14 protein-coding genes and 1 riboswitch are annotated in these 13,608 nt (G+C 71.4%); of the genes, 10 read left to right on the top strand and 4 right to left on the bottom strand.

Going from position 1 to position 13,608, the window contains the following annotated elements; translation table 11 throughout:
- Nucleotides 1-7 precede the first annotated feature (7 nt).
- From AB0K15_RS19645 to arfB, 6 genes are all read left to right on the top strand, one after another.
- On the top strand, nt 8-886 hold the full coding sequence (locus AB0K15_RS19645) for a helix-turn-helix transcriptional regulator (RefSeq protein WP_364051994.1): 879 nt from the start codon (nt 8-10) through the stop codon (nt 884-886).
- A gap of 426 nt (nt 887-1,312) precedes the next feature.
- Nucleotides 1,313-1,552, top strand: a complete 240-nt coding sequence (locus AB0K15_RS19640) for a DUF397 domain-containing protein (RefSeq protein WP_220245081.1) — start codon at nt 1,313-1,315, stop codon at nt 1,550-1,552.
- The gene (locus AB0K15_RS19635; protein ID WP_364051930.1) at nt 1,539-1,910 is read left to right on the top strand and encodes a hypothetical protein; all 372 of its coding nucleotides are present in this window, start codon (nt 1,539-1,541) and stop codon (nt 1,908-1,910) included. The genes AB0K15_RS19640 and AB0K15_RS19635 overlap by 14 nt, the downstream gene beginning before the upstream one ends.
- A 215-nt stretch (nt 1,911-2,125) precedes the next feature.
- Complete coding sequence (purF, locus tag AB0K15_RS19630) at nt 2,126-3,652, top strand: amidophosphoribosyltransferase (protein ID WP_360597929.1); 1,527 nt, start codon at nt 2,126-2,128, stop codon at nt 3,650-3,652.
- A gap of 30 nt (nt 3,653-3,682) precedes the next feature.
- Nucleotides 3,683-4,753 carry a phosphoribosylformylglycinamidine cyclo-ligase gene (gene purM / locus AB0K15_RS19625; protein ID WP_364051927.1) on the top strand — a complete coding sequence of 357 codons (1,071 nt, stop codon included), beginning with the start codon at nt 3,683-3,685 and terminating at the stop codon, nt 4,751-4,753.
- 43 nt (nt 4,754-4,796) lie between these two features.
- Nucleotides 4,797-5,225 (top strand): alternative ribosome rescue aminoacyl-tRNA hydrolase ArfB, encoded by a 429-nt coding sequence (gene arfB, locus AB0K15_RS19620; RefSeq protein ID WP_364051991.1) that lies wholly within the window; start codon nt 4,797-4,799, stop codon nt 5,223-5,225.
- Here arfB and AB0K15_RS19615 read toward each other — a convergent pair.
- From AB0K15_RS19615 to AB0K15_RS19605, 3 genes are all read right to left on the bottom strand, one after another.
- Complete coding sequence (locus AB0K15_RS19615; protein ID WP_364051924.1) at nt 5,222-5,965, bottom strand: GNAT family N-acetyltransferase; 744 nt, start codon at nt 5,963-5,965, stop codon at nt 5,222-5,224. The two genes, arfB and AB0K15_RS19615, sit on opposite strands and share 4 nt — an antisense overlap.
- A 192-nt stretch (nt 5,966-6,157) precedes the next feature.
- Nucleotides 6,158-6,817 (bottom strand): VanZ family protein, encoded by a 660-nt coding sequence (locus AB0K15_RS19610; RefSeq protein WP_364051921.1) that lies wholly within the window; start codon nt 6,815-6,817, stop codon nt 6,158-6,160.
- A gap of 258 nt (nt 6,818-7,075) precedes the next feature.
- Nucleotides 7,076-7,972: a Gfo/Idh/MocA family oxidoreductase gene (locus AB0K15_RS19605; protein WP_364051918.1), complete on the bottom strand. Its 897-nt coding sequence runs from the start codon at nt 7,970-7,972 to the stop codon at nt 7,076-7,078.
- A 43-nt stretch (nt 7,973-8,015) separates the two neighbouring features.
- Nucleotides 8,016-8,151, top strand: a riboswitch (cobalamin riboswitch).
- A 158-nt stretch (nt 8,152-8,309) separates the two neighbouring features.
- Here AB0K15_RS19605 and AB0K15_RS19600 point away from each other — a divergent pair.
- From AB0K15_RS19600 to AB0K15_RS19585, 4 genes are read left to right on the top strand one after another with little or no spacing between them, the layout of a single operon-like run.
- Nucleotides 8,310-8,933 (top strand): hypothetical protein, encoded by a 624-nt coding sequence (locus AB0K15_RS19600; protein WP_364051988.1) that lies wholly within the window; start codon nt 8,310-8,312, stop codon nt 8,931-8,933.
- The gene (locus AB0K15_RS19595) at nt 8,923-9,999 is read left to right on the top strand and encodes a CbiQ family ECF transporter T component (RefSeq protein ID WP_364051985.1); all 1,077 of its coding nucleotides are present in this window, start codon (nt 8,923-8,925) and stop codon (nt 9,997-9,999) included. The genes AB0K15_RS19600 and AB0K15_RS19595 overlap by 11 nt, the downstream gene beginning before the upstream one ends.
- On the top strand, nt 9,996-11,594 hold the full coding sequence (locus tag AB0K15_RS19590) for an ATP-binding cassette domain-containing protein (protein WP_364051915.1): 1,599 nt from the start codon (nt 9,996-9,998) through the stop codon (nt 11,592-11,594). Before AB0K15_RS19595 ends, AB0K15_RS19590 begins: the two co-directional genes overlap by 4 nt.
- The gene (locus tag AB0K15_RS19585) at nt 11,591-12,373 is read left to right on the top strand and encodes an ECF transporter S component (protein ID WP_364051912.1); all 783 of its coding nucleotides are present in this window, start codon (nt 11,591-11,593) and stop codon (nt 12,371-12,373) included. The genes AB0K15_RS19590 and AB0K15_RS19585 overlap by 4 nt, the downstream gene beginning before the upstream one ends.
- Nucleotides 12,374-12,678: 305 nt before the next feature.
- Here AB0K15_RS19585 and AB0K15_RS19580 read toward each other — a convergent pair whose 3' ends face one another.
- Nucleotides 12,679-13,533: a 3-hydroxybutyryl-CoA dehydrogenase gene (locus tag AB0K15_RS19580; RefSeq protein ID WP_364051909.1), complete on the bottom strand. Its 855-nt coding sequence runs from the start codon at nt 13,531-13,533 to the stop codon at nt 12,679-12,681.
- Nucleotides 13,534-13,608: the final 75 nt, after the last annotated feature.

The raw sequence follows: 13,608 nt of genomic DNA, 5'->3' as shown, positions 1-13,608 counted from the left end.
CCCGGTCATGAACGCGGTGAACGCGTCCGGTGGCGAGCAGAGCCTCGGCCCGACTGCGCGCCGGATGATCCTCGGCTCGCAGCTGCGCAAGCTGCATGAGGAAGCCGGGATCACGCGTCAGCAAGCGGGCTACAACATCCGTGGTTCCGAGTCCAAGATCTCCCGCCTCGAGCTCGGCCGCGTCGGCTTCAAGGAACGCGACGTCGCCGACCTGCTGACCATGTACGGCGTCGCCGACGAAGAAGAGCGCCGCGCCTTCCTCGACATGGTCAAGCAGTCGAACGAGGCCGGCTGGTGGCGCAAGTTCGGCGACACCGTGCCCGGCTGGTTCACCGACCTCGTCGGCCTGGAAGAAGCCGCGTCGCGCATCCAGATCTGGGAACCGCTGTTCGTCTCCGGCCTGCTGCAGATCGAGCCCTACGCCCGCGCGATCTTCAGCCACGGCCGCCCCGAGATGGCCGACGAGAAGGTCGACCAGCTCGTGGCCCTGCGCATGCGCCGCCAGAAGATGCTGGCCAGGCCCGACGCGCCGCGCGTGTGGGCGGTGCTCGACGAGTCGGTGCTCTACCGGCCGATCGGCGGGCCGAAGGTGTTCAAGCAGCAGCTCGAGTACCTGCTCGAGGTCACCACGCTGCCGCACGTGTCGGTGCAGGTCCTCCCGTACTGCCGCAGCGGCCTCTCGGCCGAGCACGCCTTCGCGCTCCTGCGCTTCGCCGAATCGGAACTGCCGAACATCGCCTACGTCGAGTATCTGACGGGCGCCCACTACCTGGACAAGCGCGACGAGATCGAAAAGTACGGCCGCGCGCTCGATCTGCTGGCCGTCGACGCGGAGACCCCGGAACGCAGCCGGGCCCGCCTGGCGAAGCGGCGCGCGGAGATCTGAGCCGCACCGTTTCGTGGTCTGCCTGAGCCCCTGATCGGTCCTCGGCCTCGCTGCCGGTGTGCGGGCGCCGTGCCACTCTCTCGGGGCGTCGAGGCGCCCACGCGGCCGCGCACCGGCCGGCGCTGAAATTTTGACGCTCACCCGCCGTCGCGGCTGCTCACCCGCTGAGATCGCCGGTTTGTCGGGTTTCGCTCAGTGCGACCTTCCCGGCGTCAACAGCGACGCAGTGTAGTTTTTCACCCCTTCGAGTGGTGATGTAATCGCCCGACCGGGACTTTCTACTGAAGTTTGTCGTCACGCAGTGAGAAACTTGCAAAAACTTCTGCACGTGCATTTACCGTTGCATGAGCGCGTGCTAGCGTCCCCATCGCAGGTAGATGCACGTGCAGATTCCTGAGCTTTTCACCGTCCCGGAAGGTGGGGATCATGGCTGAGCGGTTCGAGAACGGCATTCCGGCCGACCGTCTGACCGGCGCCCAGTGGCGCAAGGCGAGCTACAGCGGCGCTGTGGGCAACTGTGTGGAGGTCGCTCCGCTGGCTTCCGGCGAGATCGCGATGCGCAACTCCCGCTTCCCGACCGGCCCGGCGCTCGTGTACACCCGCGCGGAGATGGCCGCGTTCCTCGCCGGCGCGAAGGACGGCGAATTCGACGATGTCCTCGGCTGACGCGCTGGAGACCGTCGAAACCGGTCTCCAGGAGCTCATCGGCCGCGGCTACCGGTTCGTGCACCAGACGGACGCGAACGGCGAGTTCGAAGCCGTGGTCGGCGTCCGGGTCCACGACAACGTGGTGGACGTCGTCCGGCTCAACGCCGAGGACGACGCGATCGCCACGCGCGTGCCGGGCACGGAGGACAACGTCTTCGAGCCCGAGAAGTGGCTGTGGCGCCGTCGCGGTGAAGTCGCCGAGGTGCTGACCGAAGTGCTCGCGCTCCCCGACGAGGAAGTCAAGGCGCTCGCCCCCGCCAAGGGGTGCTGGGTGCCCGGGCGCGGCGGCACTTCGAAGTGGCTCGCGGCCCGCTGAAACACCCTTGATCTTCAGGCCCCGTGCGACGTGGACAGCCACGTCGTGCGGGGCCTGGTTCACGTTCGGGGCCGAGAACCAAGATCCACAACGCGAGCACTGCTCTCGCGGGCGGGCCCGTGAAGTGGGGAGAACCACGTCGCGCACGGCGTGACCCGCCTTAACACCCCTTACACTTGGACTTGGCCCGCCCACGTCTTCCTGGGAGCACCTCGGTGGTTTCCGACCCCTCCGCCAGTCCTGACCAGCCCGAACCGGAACCCCGCGAGGAGTGTGGCGTCTTCGGCGTCTGGGCTCCCGGGGAAGAGGTCGCCAAGCTGACCTACTACGGCCTGTACGCGCTGCAGCACCGCGGGCAGGAGGCGGCCGGCATCTCGGTCTCCGACGGCTCGCAGATCGTGGTCTTCAAGGACCTCGGCCTGGTCAGCCAGGTATTCGACGAGCAGGTGCTGCAGTCCCTGCAGGGCCACATCGCCGTCGGGCACTGCCGCTACTCCACGACCGGCGCCACGATCTGGGAGAACGCGCAGCCGATCTTCCGCACCACGGCCACCGGCAGCGGCCTGTCGTTCGCGCACAACGGCAACCTGGTCAACACCGCCGAGCTGCGCGACCGCACGATGGCCGCCGGTCTCAAGCCGCACGCGGGCCTCACCGGCTCGTCCAGCGACTCCGACCTCGTCTGCGGCCTGCTCGCCGCCAACGCGGCCGACAAGGGCATCGAGGCCGCGGCCATGGAGCTGCTGCCGACGCTGAAGGGCGCGTTCTGCCTGGTCTTCGCCGACGAGAACACCCTCTACGCCGCCCGCGACCCCCACGGCGTGCACCCGCTGGTGCTCGGCCGCCTGGAGCGCGGCTGGGTCGTGGCGAGCGAGACGGCCGCCCTCGACATCTGCGGCGCGTCGTTCGTGCGCGAGGTCGAGCCGGGCGAGCTCATCGCCATCGACGCGGAAGGCCTGCGCTCGTCGCGCTTCGCGAACCCGGAGCCCAAGGGCTGTGTGTTCGAGTACGTCTACCTCGCCCGCCCCGACACCACGATCGCCGGCCGCAGCGTGCACGCCACCCGCGTCGAAATCGGCCGCCGGCTCGCCGGCGAGCACCCCGCCGACGCCGACCTGGTCATGCCCGTGCCGGAGTCCGGCACGCCGGCCGCGATCGGCTACGCGCAGGGCTCGGGCATCCCGTACGGCACCGGCCTGGTGAAAAACGCCTACGTCGGGCGCACGTTCATCCAGCCGTCGCAGACGATCCGCCAGCTGGGCATCCGGCTGAAGCTCAACCCGTTGCGCGACGTGATCCGCGGCAAGCGCCTGGTCGTGGTCGACGACTCGATCGTGCGCGGCAACACCCAGCGCGCGCTCGTGCGCATGCTGCGCGAGGCCGGCGCGCTCGAGGTCCACGTGCGGATCGCTTCGCCGCCCGTGCGCTGGCCGTGCTTCTACGGCATCGACTTCGCCTCGCGCGCCGAGCTCGTGGCCAACGGCGTCGACCTCGACGGCATCCGCCGCTCGATCGGAGCCGACTCGCTGGGCTACATCTCGCTCGACGGCCTGGTCGCGGCCTCGGAGCAGCCGAAGTCGCGCCTGTGCACCGCGTGCTTCTCCGGCGAATACCCCATCGACCTGCCGGACGACGCGTTGATCGGCAAGCACCTGCTGGAAAGCATGGATTCGGTCAATGGCAAAGCGACTCCGGTCAGCCCGGCCGGGTACGGTGCCGAAGACGCCGTCCGGCGTCCCTAGTCCGAATTGTCCAGTAGGGAGTCCGCTTCCGTGAGCGAGTCCACGAGCGCCACGTACGCAGCCGCCGGTGTCAGCATCGAAGCCGGTGACCAGGCCGTCGAGCTGCTCAAGCCCCACGCCGAGCGCGCCACCCGCCCCGAGGTGCGCGGTGGCGTCGGCGGGTTCGCCGGGCTCTTCTCCCTGAAGCTGGACAAGTGGAAGGAGCCGGTGCTCGCGTCGTCCACCGACGGCGTGGGCACCAAGATCGCGGTCGCGCAGGCGCTGGACAAGCACGACACCGTGGGCATCGACCTGGTGGCCATGGTCGTCGACGACCTGGTCGTGACCGGCGCCGAGCCGCTGTTCCTGCAGGACTACATCGCCGTCGGCAAGGTCGTCCCGGAGAAGATCGCGGCGCTGGTCGGCGGCATCGCCGAGGGCTGCGTGCAGGCCGGCTGCGCCCTGCTCGGCGGCGAGACGGCCGAGCACCCGGGCCTGATGGGCGAGCACGACTACGACATCTCGGCCACCGGCGTCGGCGTGGTCGAGGCGTCCGCGCTGCTCACGCCGGAGAAGGTGCGCCCCGGCGACGTCGTGCTGGCCATGGGCTCCTCGGGCCTGCACTCCAACGGCTACTCGCTGGCCCGCCACGTGCTGCTCGACATCGCGCGCATGCCGCTCGACGGGCACGTCGAGGAGTTCGGCCGCACGCTCGGCGAAGAGCTGCTGGAGCCCACCAAGATCTACGCCAAGGACTGCCTGGCGCTGGCCGCCGAGACCGAGGTGCGCACGTTCGCGCACATCACTGGCGGCGGCCTCGAGGCGAACCTCGCGCGCGTGATGCCGCGGGGCCTCGTCGCGCGGCTGGAGCGCGGCACGTGGACGCCGGCGTCGGTGTTCGCGCTGATCGGGCAGCGCGGCAAGGTCGAGCGGGCCGAGCTGGAGAAGACGTTCAACATGGGCGTCGGCATGGTCGCGATCGTGTCGGCGGAGGACGTCGACCGGGCGCTGGCCGTGCTGACCGCGCGCCACGTGCCGGCGTGGATTCTCGGCGACGTGCAGCCGGCCGACGACCCCGACGGCCCGCGCGCCGTGCTCTCGGGCGACCACCCGCGGTTCTAGAAACGCGGTTGTCGCGGCTGGGAGACTGGACAGCGTGGCATCAGTGGCAGAGGACGTGGTGGTCGGCTCCCGGTTCGTGATTCCGGCGGCCGAGTTGAGCGAGCGCTTCTCCCGGTCGTCCGGACCGGGCGGGCAGGGCGTGAACACCACCGACTCGCGCGTGGAGCTCTCGTTCGACGTCGCGCGGTCGGCGGTGATCCCGGAGTCGTTGCGCGAGCGGATCGTGGCGCGGCTGGCGGGTCGCCTCGTCGACGGCGTGATCACCATCGCCGCCAGCGAGCAGCGTTCGCAGCTGCAGAACCGCGACGCCGCCCGCGAACGCCTCGCCGACCTGCTGCTCAAGGCTTCCGCGCCGCCGCCGGCTAAGCGGCGTCCCACCAAACCCTCCCGGGGTTCGAGGGAACGCCGCCTGGCGGCGAAGAAACGCCGCAGCGACGTGAAACGCGGCCGCGGCGGCCGGTTCGACGACTAGCTCACCGACAGGTGCACGCACTCGCCGGCCGGCCGGTAGCCGACGCGGCGGTAGACCGTGGCGATGCCCTCGTCGCCTGGGGTGAGGAAGGCCGTGGGGCCGCCTCGCTCGTGGACCAGGCGGGTGAGGTACGCCGTGATCGCCGACGCGATTCCGCGGTGGCGGTAGGCCTCGGCGACGGCGATGCCGGCGATCTCGGCCGCGCCGTCCACGATGTCCAGCGCGAACCCGCCACCGATCACCGCGCCGGTCGCGGTGTCCTCGGCGCGCACGGCACGGTCGCCGAACGAGCGGGTGCTCGCCAGCTCCGCGTCGGACACGTCGGGAGACGCGCCGAAGGCCACGTTCTGCGCCGAACGCAGGCTGCGCAGGTCGGCGTCCGTCTCCGGCGCCCGGAGCACGATCCCGGCGGGTGCCGGGCGGTCCACGAAGTCGGCCGGGGTGCAGGTCATGAGCGGGATGCGCCGCTCGAGCGAGTACCCCCTCGCGACGAGGAGGTTCTCCAGGTCGGGCGCGGCTTCGGTGAAGAACTCCAGCCGGGGCTGCAGGCCGCGGCCCGCGTACGCCTCGGTCAGTGCGGTGATCTCCGCAGGTGACGGCGCGGCGCCGTCGTCGGGGATCGCGTAGTTGAGCATCGGGTTTTCACTGGTGCGGGAGAAGGTCGCGAGGAACGGGCCGATCCGTTCGACGGCACGGCCTCGGGGCGCGGTGGCACGGACATACGCCTGAAGGGCGGACATGCTGGGTGATCCCTTTCGGGGTCGAAGGAAACCCACGCGCGCTGCCGAGGAGGGCAGGGCGTGGGAAGGACGGCTGACGGGCTCGCGTCAGGCCTGACCTCGGCCGTCGCGAGCAGCGGCGGCAAACATAGGCGTTCCTTCGTCCGAAGATCCGAGAGCTTTCAGTGTCCCAGCAAGGGCAACCGATTTATTTCAACGCCGTTCCGGGTGGCCGATCCCGGCGTAGCGCGTGTCCCACACCGAGCGCGGCACCCGCAGGCGGACGGGCGCGTTGCAGACGGTCCGCCGCACCTGCTGCGGGATCGCGACCACGGGCACCACGTCGAAGTAGCGCCAGCCGCGGCGGGTCAGTGCGGCGCCGAGCGTGGCGCCGATGGTGTTGAGCAGCACGTCGTCGGTCGAGGTCACGCGGCCGCTGTGGATGAGGAACTGCGTGGCCTCCACCAGCACGGACGCGCTCAGGGCGGTGAGCGCGATCCGGCTGAGCGAACGCAGCCGGCGCAGGCGCAGCGGCACGAGCGCGCCCAGCGGGCACAGGAGGAGGACGTTGCCGACGACCTGCCAGAGCGATCCGTCGTCGGACAGCGCGGCGGAGAGGTCGGCGCCGGGCACGAGGTCGAGGGTGCTCCCCGAAGCGGTGCCGACGGGCATGATGACCAGGCAGAGCACGAGTGCGCCGATGGTCACCGCCGTCACGTCGACGGCCGCGGTCGCCGAGGCGTGGCCCAGGCTGATGCCGCTGTTTCTTCGCCGCCTCCGCGCGGCGAGCAAGGGCCAGCAGAGCAGCGCGTATGGCACCGCGATGGCCGTGATCGGGATGATCCCCCAGAAAGCGCGCAGCAAGGCACCCATGCGCTTCCCTTCTCGAACCCCTCTGAACTGCTTCTTCCCGCCCTTCCAAGATCAACCTTCGCATTGCCGGTTCGAGTCGGCATGCTCAGCGGGCCGCACTATTCGGTGATCTTTCCGGTGGCGCGAAACGGCTTCCCGTGGTTCGGTCGAGGCGCGGACCGTCCATAGTGGATGCTGTGGACAACCCTGTGGAAGGATTTCGCCGACTTGGCGAAAAGCCTTGTTCCACAACGGAAAACAAGGGTTCGAGCCTGTGTACTACCCGGCGAGCTCGCGCGCTTTCTCGATGAGCGCGGACAGGTGCAGGCCACGGTGGACGTCGCACGGATGCGTCGTCGTGCCACTCGCGACCATGGCCGCGAAGTCGTCGAGCAGGGCCGTGTAGGACTCCCCGGCGGTGCCCGGTTTGCGGCCGAGTGTCCGGTAGCCGTGCTCGCCGTAGACCGCGACCTCGACCACGGTCGGCTGAACCGGCAGCCGCAGCGACAGTGTCGCGGTGCTCGTGGCACCACCCTCGTGGGCGAACATCAGCTGCCACAGGTCGTCGGGGCCCCGGTGGGCCGCGAGCACGTCGGTGATGCGGCCGAGGGCCGCGTCGAGCAGGTCGAACGCGTGCGGGCCGATGTCGGCGAGCGCGCCGCCGGACGCGTCGAGGCGCCAGGCCGAGGTCGAGTACTGCCCGCCGAGCAGCGCGCCCGACAGCCAGCGCGCGCCCCCGCCGCGCCAGCCGCCCGAGGCGGCGAGACCGTCGAGCCACTCGCGCGTCTGCTGGGAGAACCGCAGCGTGAGCATCACGAGCGACGCGACGCCGGCCTTGTCCACGGCGTCGGCCAGCCGCTGTGCGCTCGCCAGGTCGGCGGCGATGGGCTTCTCGAGGATCAGGTGCTTGCCGGCCTCGGCCGCGCGCGTCGCGATCTCCGCCTGCACGGCGGGCGGCACCGCGAAGGCGAGGGCGTCGACCAGGGAGAACAGCTCGTCGAGGTCGTCGGTGCCGACCGCGCCGTGGGCCTCGGCCAGCGGACGGGCGCTGGTGACGCGGCGCGCCCACACGGCGGTGAGCTCGGTGCCGGGGTGCTCGGCCAGGCCCGGCGCGTGCACCGTCGTCGCCCAGGGACCGGTTCCGACGAGGCCGATGCGCAGCTGTCCGACGTCCACGCCCGGAAGTGTAGGTGTGTCCGGCGCCGCTTCCGGCGGGTACCTCCGGTGGGTTAACGTCGGTCAGCTGTACACCACGATCGGGGGAAGCCGGTGGGAATCCGGCGCTGACCCGCAACCGTGAGCGGCCGCCCGCGCGGCCGTGAGCCGGATCGCCCGCCGTGGTCCGACTCGATGCGAGGTTTCATCAACGATGCGGTTTTTGTGCCGACCATTACCAATCCGACCACAGTCACGGCCGAATGGCTTCGTAGTAACGGTTACGCGCCGCGTGAGGGTCGGCCTACTTTTGGCCGGATCAGTAATCCCTGCCCTGCTCCGTGTGTCTCCGGTCCGGATGCTTGCCGTGGCCGCGCTCCTGGTCACCGCCGGTCTGTCCGGCGCGAGTCCCGCCACCGCGACCGTGCCCGGGAAGGGCACCGCGGGCTACTGCCCGGACGGCAACGGCGTGACCGTGGTCGTCGACTTCCAGGACCTCGGTGGCGACACCCTGATCCGCTGCGCGCCCGGGCCGCAGGCCGACGGCGTGGCGGCGATGCAGAACGCCGGCCTCGACATCGCGGGCGTCGGCAAGTACGGCCTGGCGCTGATCTGCAAGATCGAGGGCAAACCGGCCGACCAGTCGTGTTCGGGGATGCCGCCGGAGAGCGCGTCGTGGAGCTTCTGGACGGCGACCGACGGCGGCAAGTGGGCGTCGAGCCAGGTCGGTGTGCAGGGCTGGAAGCCGCCGGCGGGGAGCTTCGAGGGCTGGTCGTTCGCGCACAACAAGTCGTTCCAGGACTACCCGCCGCCGCGGGTGGCGCCGGTGCGCAAGGCCAACGCACCTGTTCCCGCCGCCGCGTCGACGGATTCCGGCGGCAGCGGCTTCCCGTGGAGCCTGGTGATCGGGCTCGTCGTGATCGCGGTGCTCGTCGTCGCGGGCGTGGTCGTCGGGCTGCGGCGCGGGCGTGCTGCCCGGTAACGCGCGGGCTCTGCACCCGGGTGCGTGGTGGGTGTGGGCGCTCGCGCTCGCCGTCGCCGCCAGCCGCACCACCAACCCGCTGCTGCTGGCGCTGGTGATCGCCGTGGCCGGGTTCGTGGTCGTGAACCGTCGCGGAGACGCGCCGTGGGCGCTGGCTTTTCGCGTGTACGCGCTGGTCGCCGGGGTGATCGTGGTGTCGCGTGTGCTGTTCCGCATCCTCATCGGCGGCGAGGACGGCGGCCACGTGCTGTTCACGCTGCCGACGATCCCGCTGCCCGCCGCGGCCGCCGGGATCGAGCTGCTGGGCCCGACGTCGGCCGAGGAGCTGCTCGGCGGCTTCTACGACGGGCTGCGGCTGGCGGCGATCGTGCTCTGCGTCGGCGCCGCCAACGCGCTGGCGAACCCGAAACGCCTGCTCAAGGCCGTGCCGGGTGCGTTGGCCGAGGTGAGCACGGCCGTCACGGTGGCGCTTTCGATGGCGCCGCAGCTGGTGGAGAGCGTGCAGCGGGTGCGGCGTGCGCGGCGGCTGCGGGCGGCGCGTGGCCGGGGGCTGAGGTTCGTGAAGGGGGTTTTCGTGCCGGTGCTGGCGGACGCGCTGGACCGCTCGCTGCTGCTGGCGGCGGCCATGGACTCGCGCGGCTACGGCCGGCGCGGGTACCTCGCGCCGCGTGTGCGGGTGCTGATCGCGGCCTGCGTGCTGGCCGGGCTGGTCGGGGTCGCGGTCGGGGTGTACGGGGTGCTCGACGGGTCGTCGAGCTGGCTCGGTGTGCCGATGCTGGTGGCCGGGCTGGTCGTGGCGTCCGCCGGGTTCGTGCTGGGCGGGCGGCGGATCCAGCGGACCGCGTACCGGCCCGATCCGTGGCGGCTGCCGGAGACGTTGGTGGTGTTGTGCGGGGTCGTGTCGGCGGGGCTGCTGCTGGCTTGCCCGCCGGCGCAGCTGGTGACGTCGGTGAGCCCGCCGAGCTGGCCGACGTTGCCCTTGCTGCCGGCGTTGGCCGTGTTGATCGCGGTGCTGCCGGCCTGGCTCGCGCCGCGGCCGCTGCCCGTCGCGGAGGTGGCGCGGTGATCGAGTTCTCGCAGGTCACCGTCACCTACGACGGAGCTTCCGCGCCCGTGCTGCGCGGCGTCGACCTCGTGGTGGAGGAAGGCGAGCTGTGCCTGGTGGCCGGGCGCACCGGGGTCGGCAAGTCGACTTTTCTCGGGGCCATCAACGGGCTCGTGCCCCACTTCACCGGCGGGACGCTGGCCGGGCGCGTGTTCGTCGACGGTCTGGACACGGCCACGCACCCGCCGCGTGAGCTGGCGTCCGTCGTCGGGGTCGTGGGGCAGGATCCGCTCGCCGGGTTCGTCACGGACACCGTCGAGGAGGAGCTCGCGTACGCGATGGAGCAGCTGGCCGTGGCGCCCGACGTGATGCGCAAGCGCGTGGAGGAGACGCTCGACCTGCTGGGCATCGCCGAGCTGCGCGACCGTCCACTTCGGACACTGTCGGGCGGGCAGCAGCAGCGCGTGGCGATCGGGTCCGTGCTCACGGCACACCCGCGCGTGCTCGTGCTGGACGAGCCGACGTCGGCGCTCGACCCGACTGCCGCCGAGGAGGTGCTGGCCGCGATCACGCGGCTGGTGCACGACCTCGGCACCACGGTTGTCGTCGCGGAGCACCGGATGGAGCGCGTGGCGCAGTACGCCGACCGGCTGCTCTACCTGCCGGGCGGCGGTTCGATGCGGTCCGGACCGCCGGCGGAGGTGTTCGCGGACGCCGACGTCGCGCCACCGATCGTGGAGCTCGGCCGGTTCGCGGGCTGGTCACCGCTGCCGCTCTCGGTGCGGGACGCGCGCCGGCGGGCCGGGCCGTTGCGGGAACGGCTCTCGTCGGTGACCCGCCCCGCCGTGGCCGGCGTGCCCACGGAGGACGTGCTCACCGCGCGGGGGGTTCAGGTGCGCTACGGGGGCGTAGTGGCCGTGCGCGGGGTGGACCTGCGGCTGGGCCGGGGCGAGGTCGTCGCGCTGATGGGGCGCAACGGGTCCGGCAAGTCTTCGCTGCTGTGGGCGTTGCAGGGCAGCGGGCCGCGCTCGGGCGGGACCGTCGACGTGCTCGGCGCGGACCCGGCTGCGGTGCGGCCGCGGGTGGCGCGGTCGCGCGTCGGCCTGGTGCCGCAGACCCCGTCCGACCTGCTGTACCTCGACTCCGTGGCCGCCGAGTGCCGGCAGGCCGACGCCGAATCGGGCGCCGCCGCCGGCACGGCCCGGGCGCTGCTGGACCGGCTGGTTTCGGGTGTCTCGCCGGACGCGAACCCTCGTGACCTCTCGGAAGGACAGCGGCTCGCGCTCGTACTGGCCGTGCAGCTGACCGCGGCGCCGCCCGTCGTCCTGCTCGACGAGCCGACGCGCGGCCTGGACTACCCGGCGAAGCGGCACTTCGCCTCGGTACTGGCTTCGCTGGCTTCTTCGGGGGTCGCGGTGGTGCTGGCCACGCACGACGTCGAGTTCGTCGCGGTGGTCGCCCACCGCGTGGTGGTGCTGGCCGAAGGCGAGGTGGTGGCGGACGGCCCGACCGCCGACGTCGTCGTGTCCTCGCCGGCGTTCGCACCGCAGGTCGCGAAGGTCCTGGCGCCGCAGGAGTGGCTGACGGTCGCCGAGGTCGAGCAGGCGCTGAGGTGACGGACTTCCTCGGCCCGGCCGTCCGGATCCGGCTGCGAACCGTGGTGGTGCTGGTGGTCGCCGTGGTCCTCGGCCTGGCGATGTTCTGCTGGCCGCTGTTCGTGTCCACGCGCCCGTCGGGCCACACCGCCGACGCGCCGTTCATCTTCATGGCGACGCTGCCGGTGCTGATCCTGATCGTCCTCGCCGAGCTCTCCAGCGGCGGCCTCGACGCGAAGGCACTGGCCCTGCTCGGCGTCTTGTCCGCCGTCGACGCGGCCCTGCGGCCCCTCGGCGTCGGCACGGGCGGCATCGAGCTGGTGTTCTTCCTGCTCGTACTCGCCGGCCGCGTCTTCGGCCCCGGCTTCGGCTTCGTGCTCGGCGCGACCTCGCTCTTCGCCTCCGCGCTGCTCACGGGCGGCGTCGGCCCGTGGCTGCCGTTCCAGATGCTCGCGTCTTCACTGGTCGGCCTCGGCGCGGGCCTGCTGCCGCGGGGTGTCCGAGGTCGCTGGGAGATCGCGCTGCTCGCCGCCTACGGCGTGGTTGCCGCGTACTTCTACGGGCTCGCCATGACCATGTTCACCTGGCCGTTCCTCGCGGGCACGTCGGCGCTGGACTTCGTGCCGGGCGCGCCTCTGGGGGCCAACCTGCACCGGTTCCTCGTCTTCACCGTGCTCACGTCCACCCTCGGCTGGGACACGGGCCGCGCGATCACCAACCTCGTCGCGATCCTGGTCCTGGGCCCGGCCATCCTCACGATCCTGCGCCGAGCGGCTCGGCGAGCGTCGTTCAAACCGTGATCGGGGATGGCGCTGTGGAGGCGGCCTGGACGGTCCTGTCGCAGAGGCGCTGATGGCGACGTGCGGTTCGAGGGGACCGCTCGCTGCGCGCCAACCGATCGGTGGGACCGGACGCGGGGCGGCTTGCGGACCCAGGGGACCGTTCGCGTGGCGTGGGCGGCTTGAAGGGACCGGTCGCGGCGCGGTGGTGGCTTGAGGGGACCGTTCGCGTGGCGTAGGCGGCTTGAAGGGACCGGTCGCACCCCCGGCCGGCAAGCGGCGGCGGGCCGTCAGGCCCACCGACCGCCACCTCGAGCGATCAGCGATCAGTAGGTGTAAAAGCCCCGACCGGATTTCTTGCCCATCAGCCCCGCGTCGACCATGCGCAGGAGCAGGGGCGGGGCCGCGTAGAGGGGCTCCTTGAACTCGTCGTACATCGAGTCCGCGATGGCCTTGACCGTGTCGAGGCCGATGAGGTCCGACAGACGCAGCGGGCCCATGGGGTGGGCCGTCCCGAGTTCCATGCCGCGGTCGATGTCCTCGGCGCTCGCGAAGCCGGACTGGACCATGCGGATCGCGGAGAGCAGGTAGGGCACCAGCAGCGAGTTGACGATGAAGCCGGCGCGGTCCTGGGCGCGGATCACCGTCTTGCCCAGGGCCCCGGCGTGCTCCTCGGCGCGGCGGGCCGTGTCGTCGGCCGTGAGCAGCGACGGGACCAGCTCCACCAGCGGCAGCACCGGCACCGGGTTGAAGAAGTGGATGCCCACGACCTGCTGCGGGCGGCTCGTGGCCATGGCGATCTTGACGATCGGGATGGACGACGTGTTCGACGCGAAGATCGCGTCGGTGCGGGAGACGAGCTTGTCGAGCTGGGCGAAGACGTCGACCTTGGCCTGCTCCTGCTCGAGGATCGCCTCGATCACGAGGTCACGGTCGGCGAGGTCGGCCAGGTCCGTGGTGAAGCGCAAGCGCCCCAACGCCGCGGAGGCGTCCTCGGCCGACAGCTTGCCGTTCTTCACGCCCCGCTGCAGCGACTTCTCGATGCGTGCCTTGCCTGCGTCGAGCGCCGGCTGGCTGACCTCGGTGATCACCACGTCGAACCCCGACTTGGCGTGCACCTCGGCGATGCCCGAGCCCATCTGCCCGGCACCCACCACACCGACTCGCTGAATGTCTGTCACCGGCTAGCTCCTTCGTCAGGCAGGCACAGAAAATGGGCAGCACGCGACGCGCGAGGGTGGTGCCGGGCAGTGCCC

The organism is Amycolatopsis sp. NPDC049253 (assembly GCF_040678995.1).
Taxonomy (GTDB): Bacteria; Actinomycetota; Actinomycetes; order Mycobacteriales; family Pseudonocardiaceae; genus Amycolatopsis.
The sequence above is the reverse complement of the archived record's forward strand: the minus strand, read 5'-3'. Positions and strand labels throughout refer to the sequence as shown.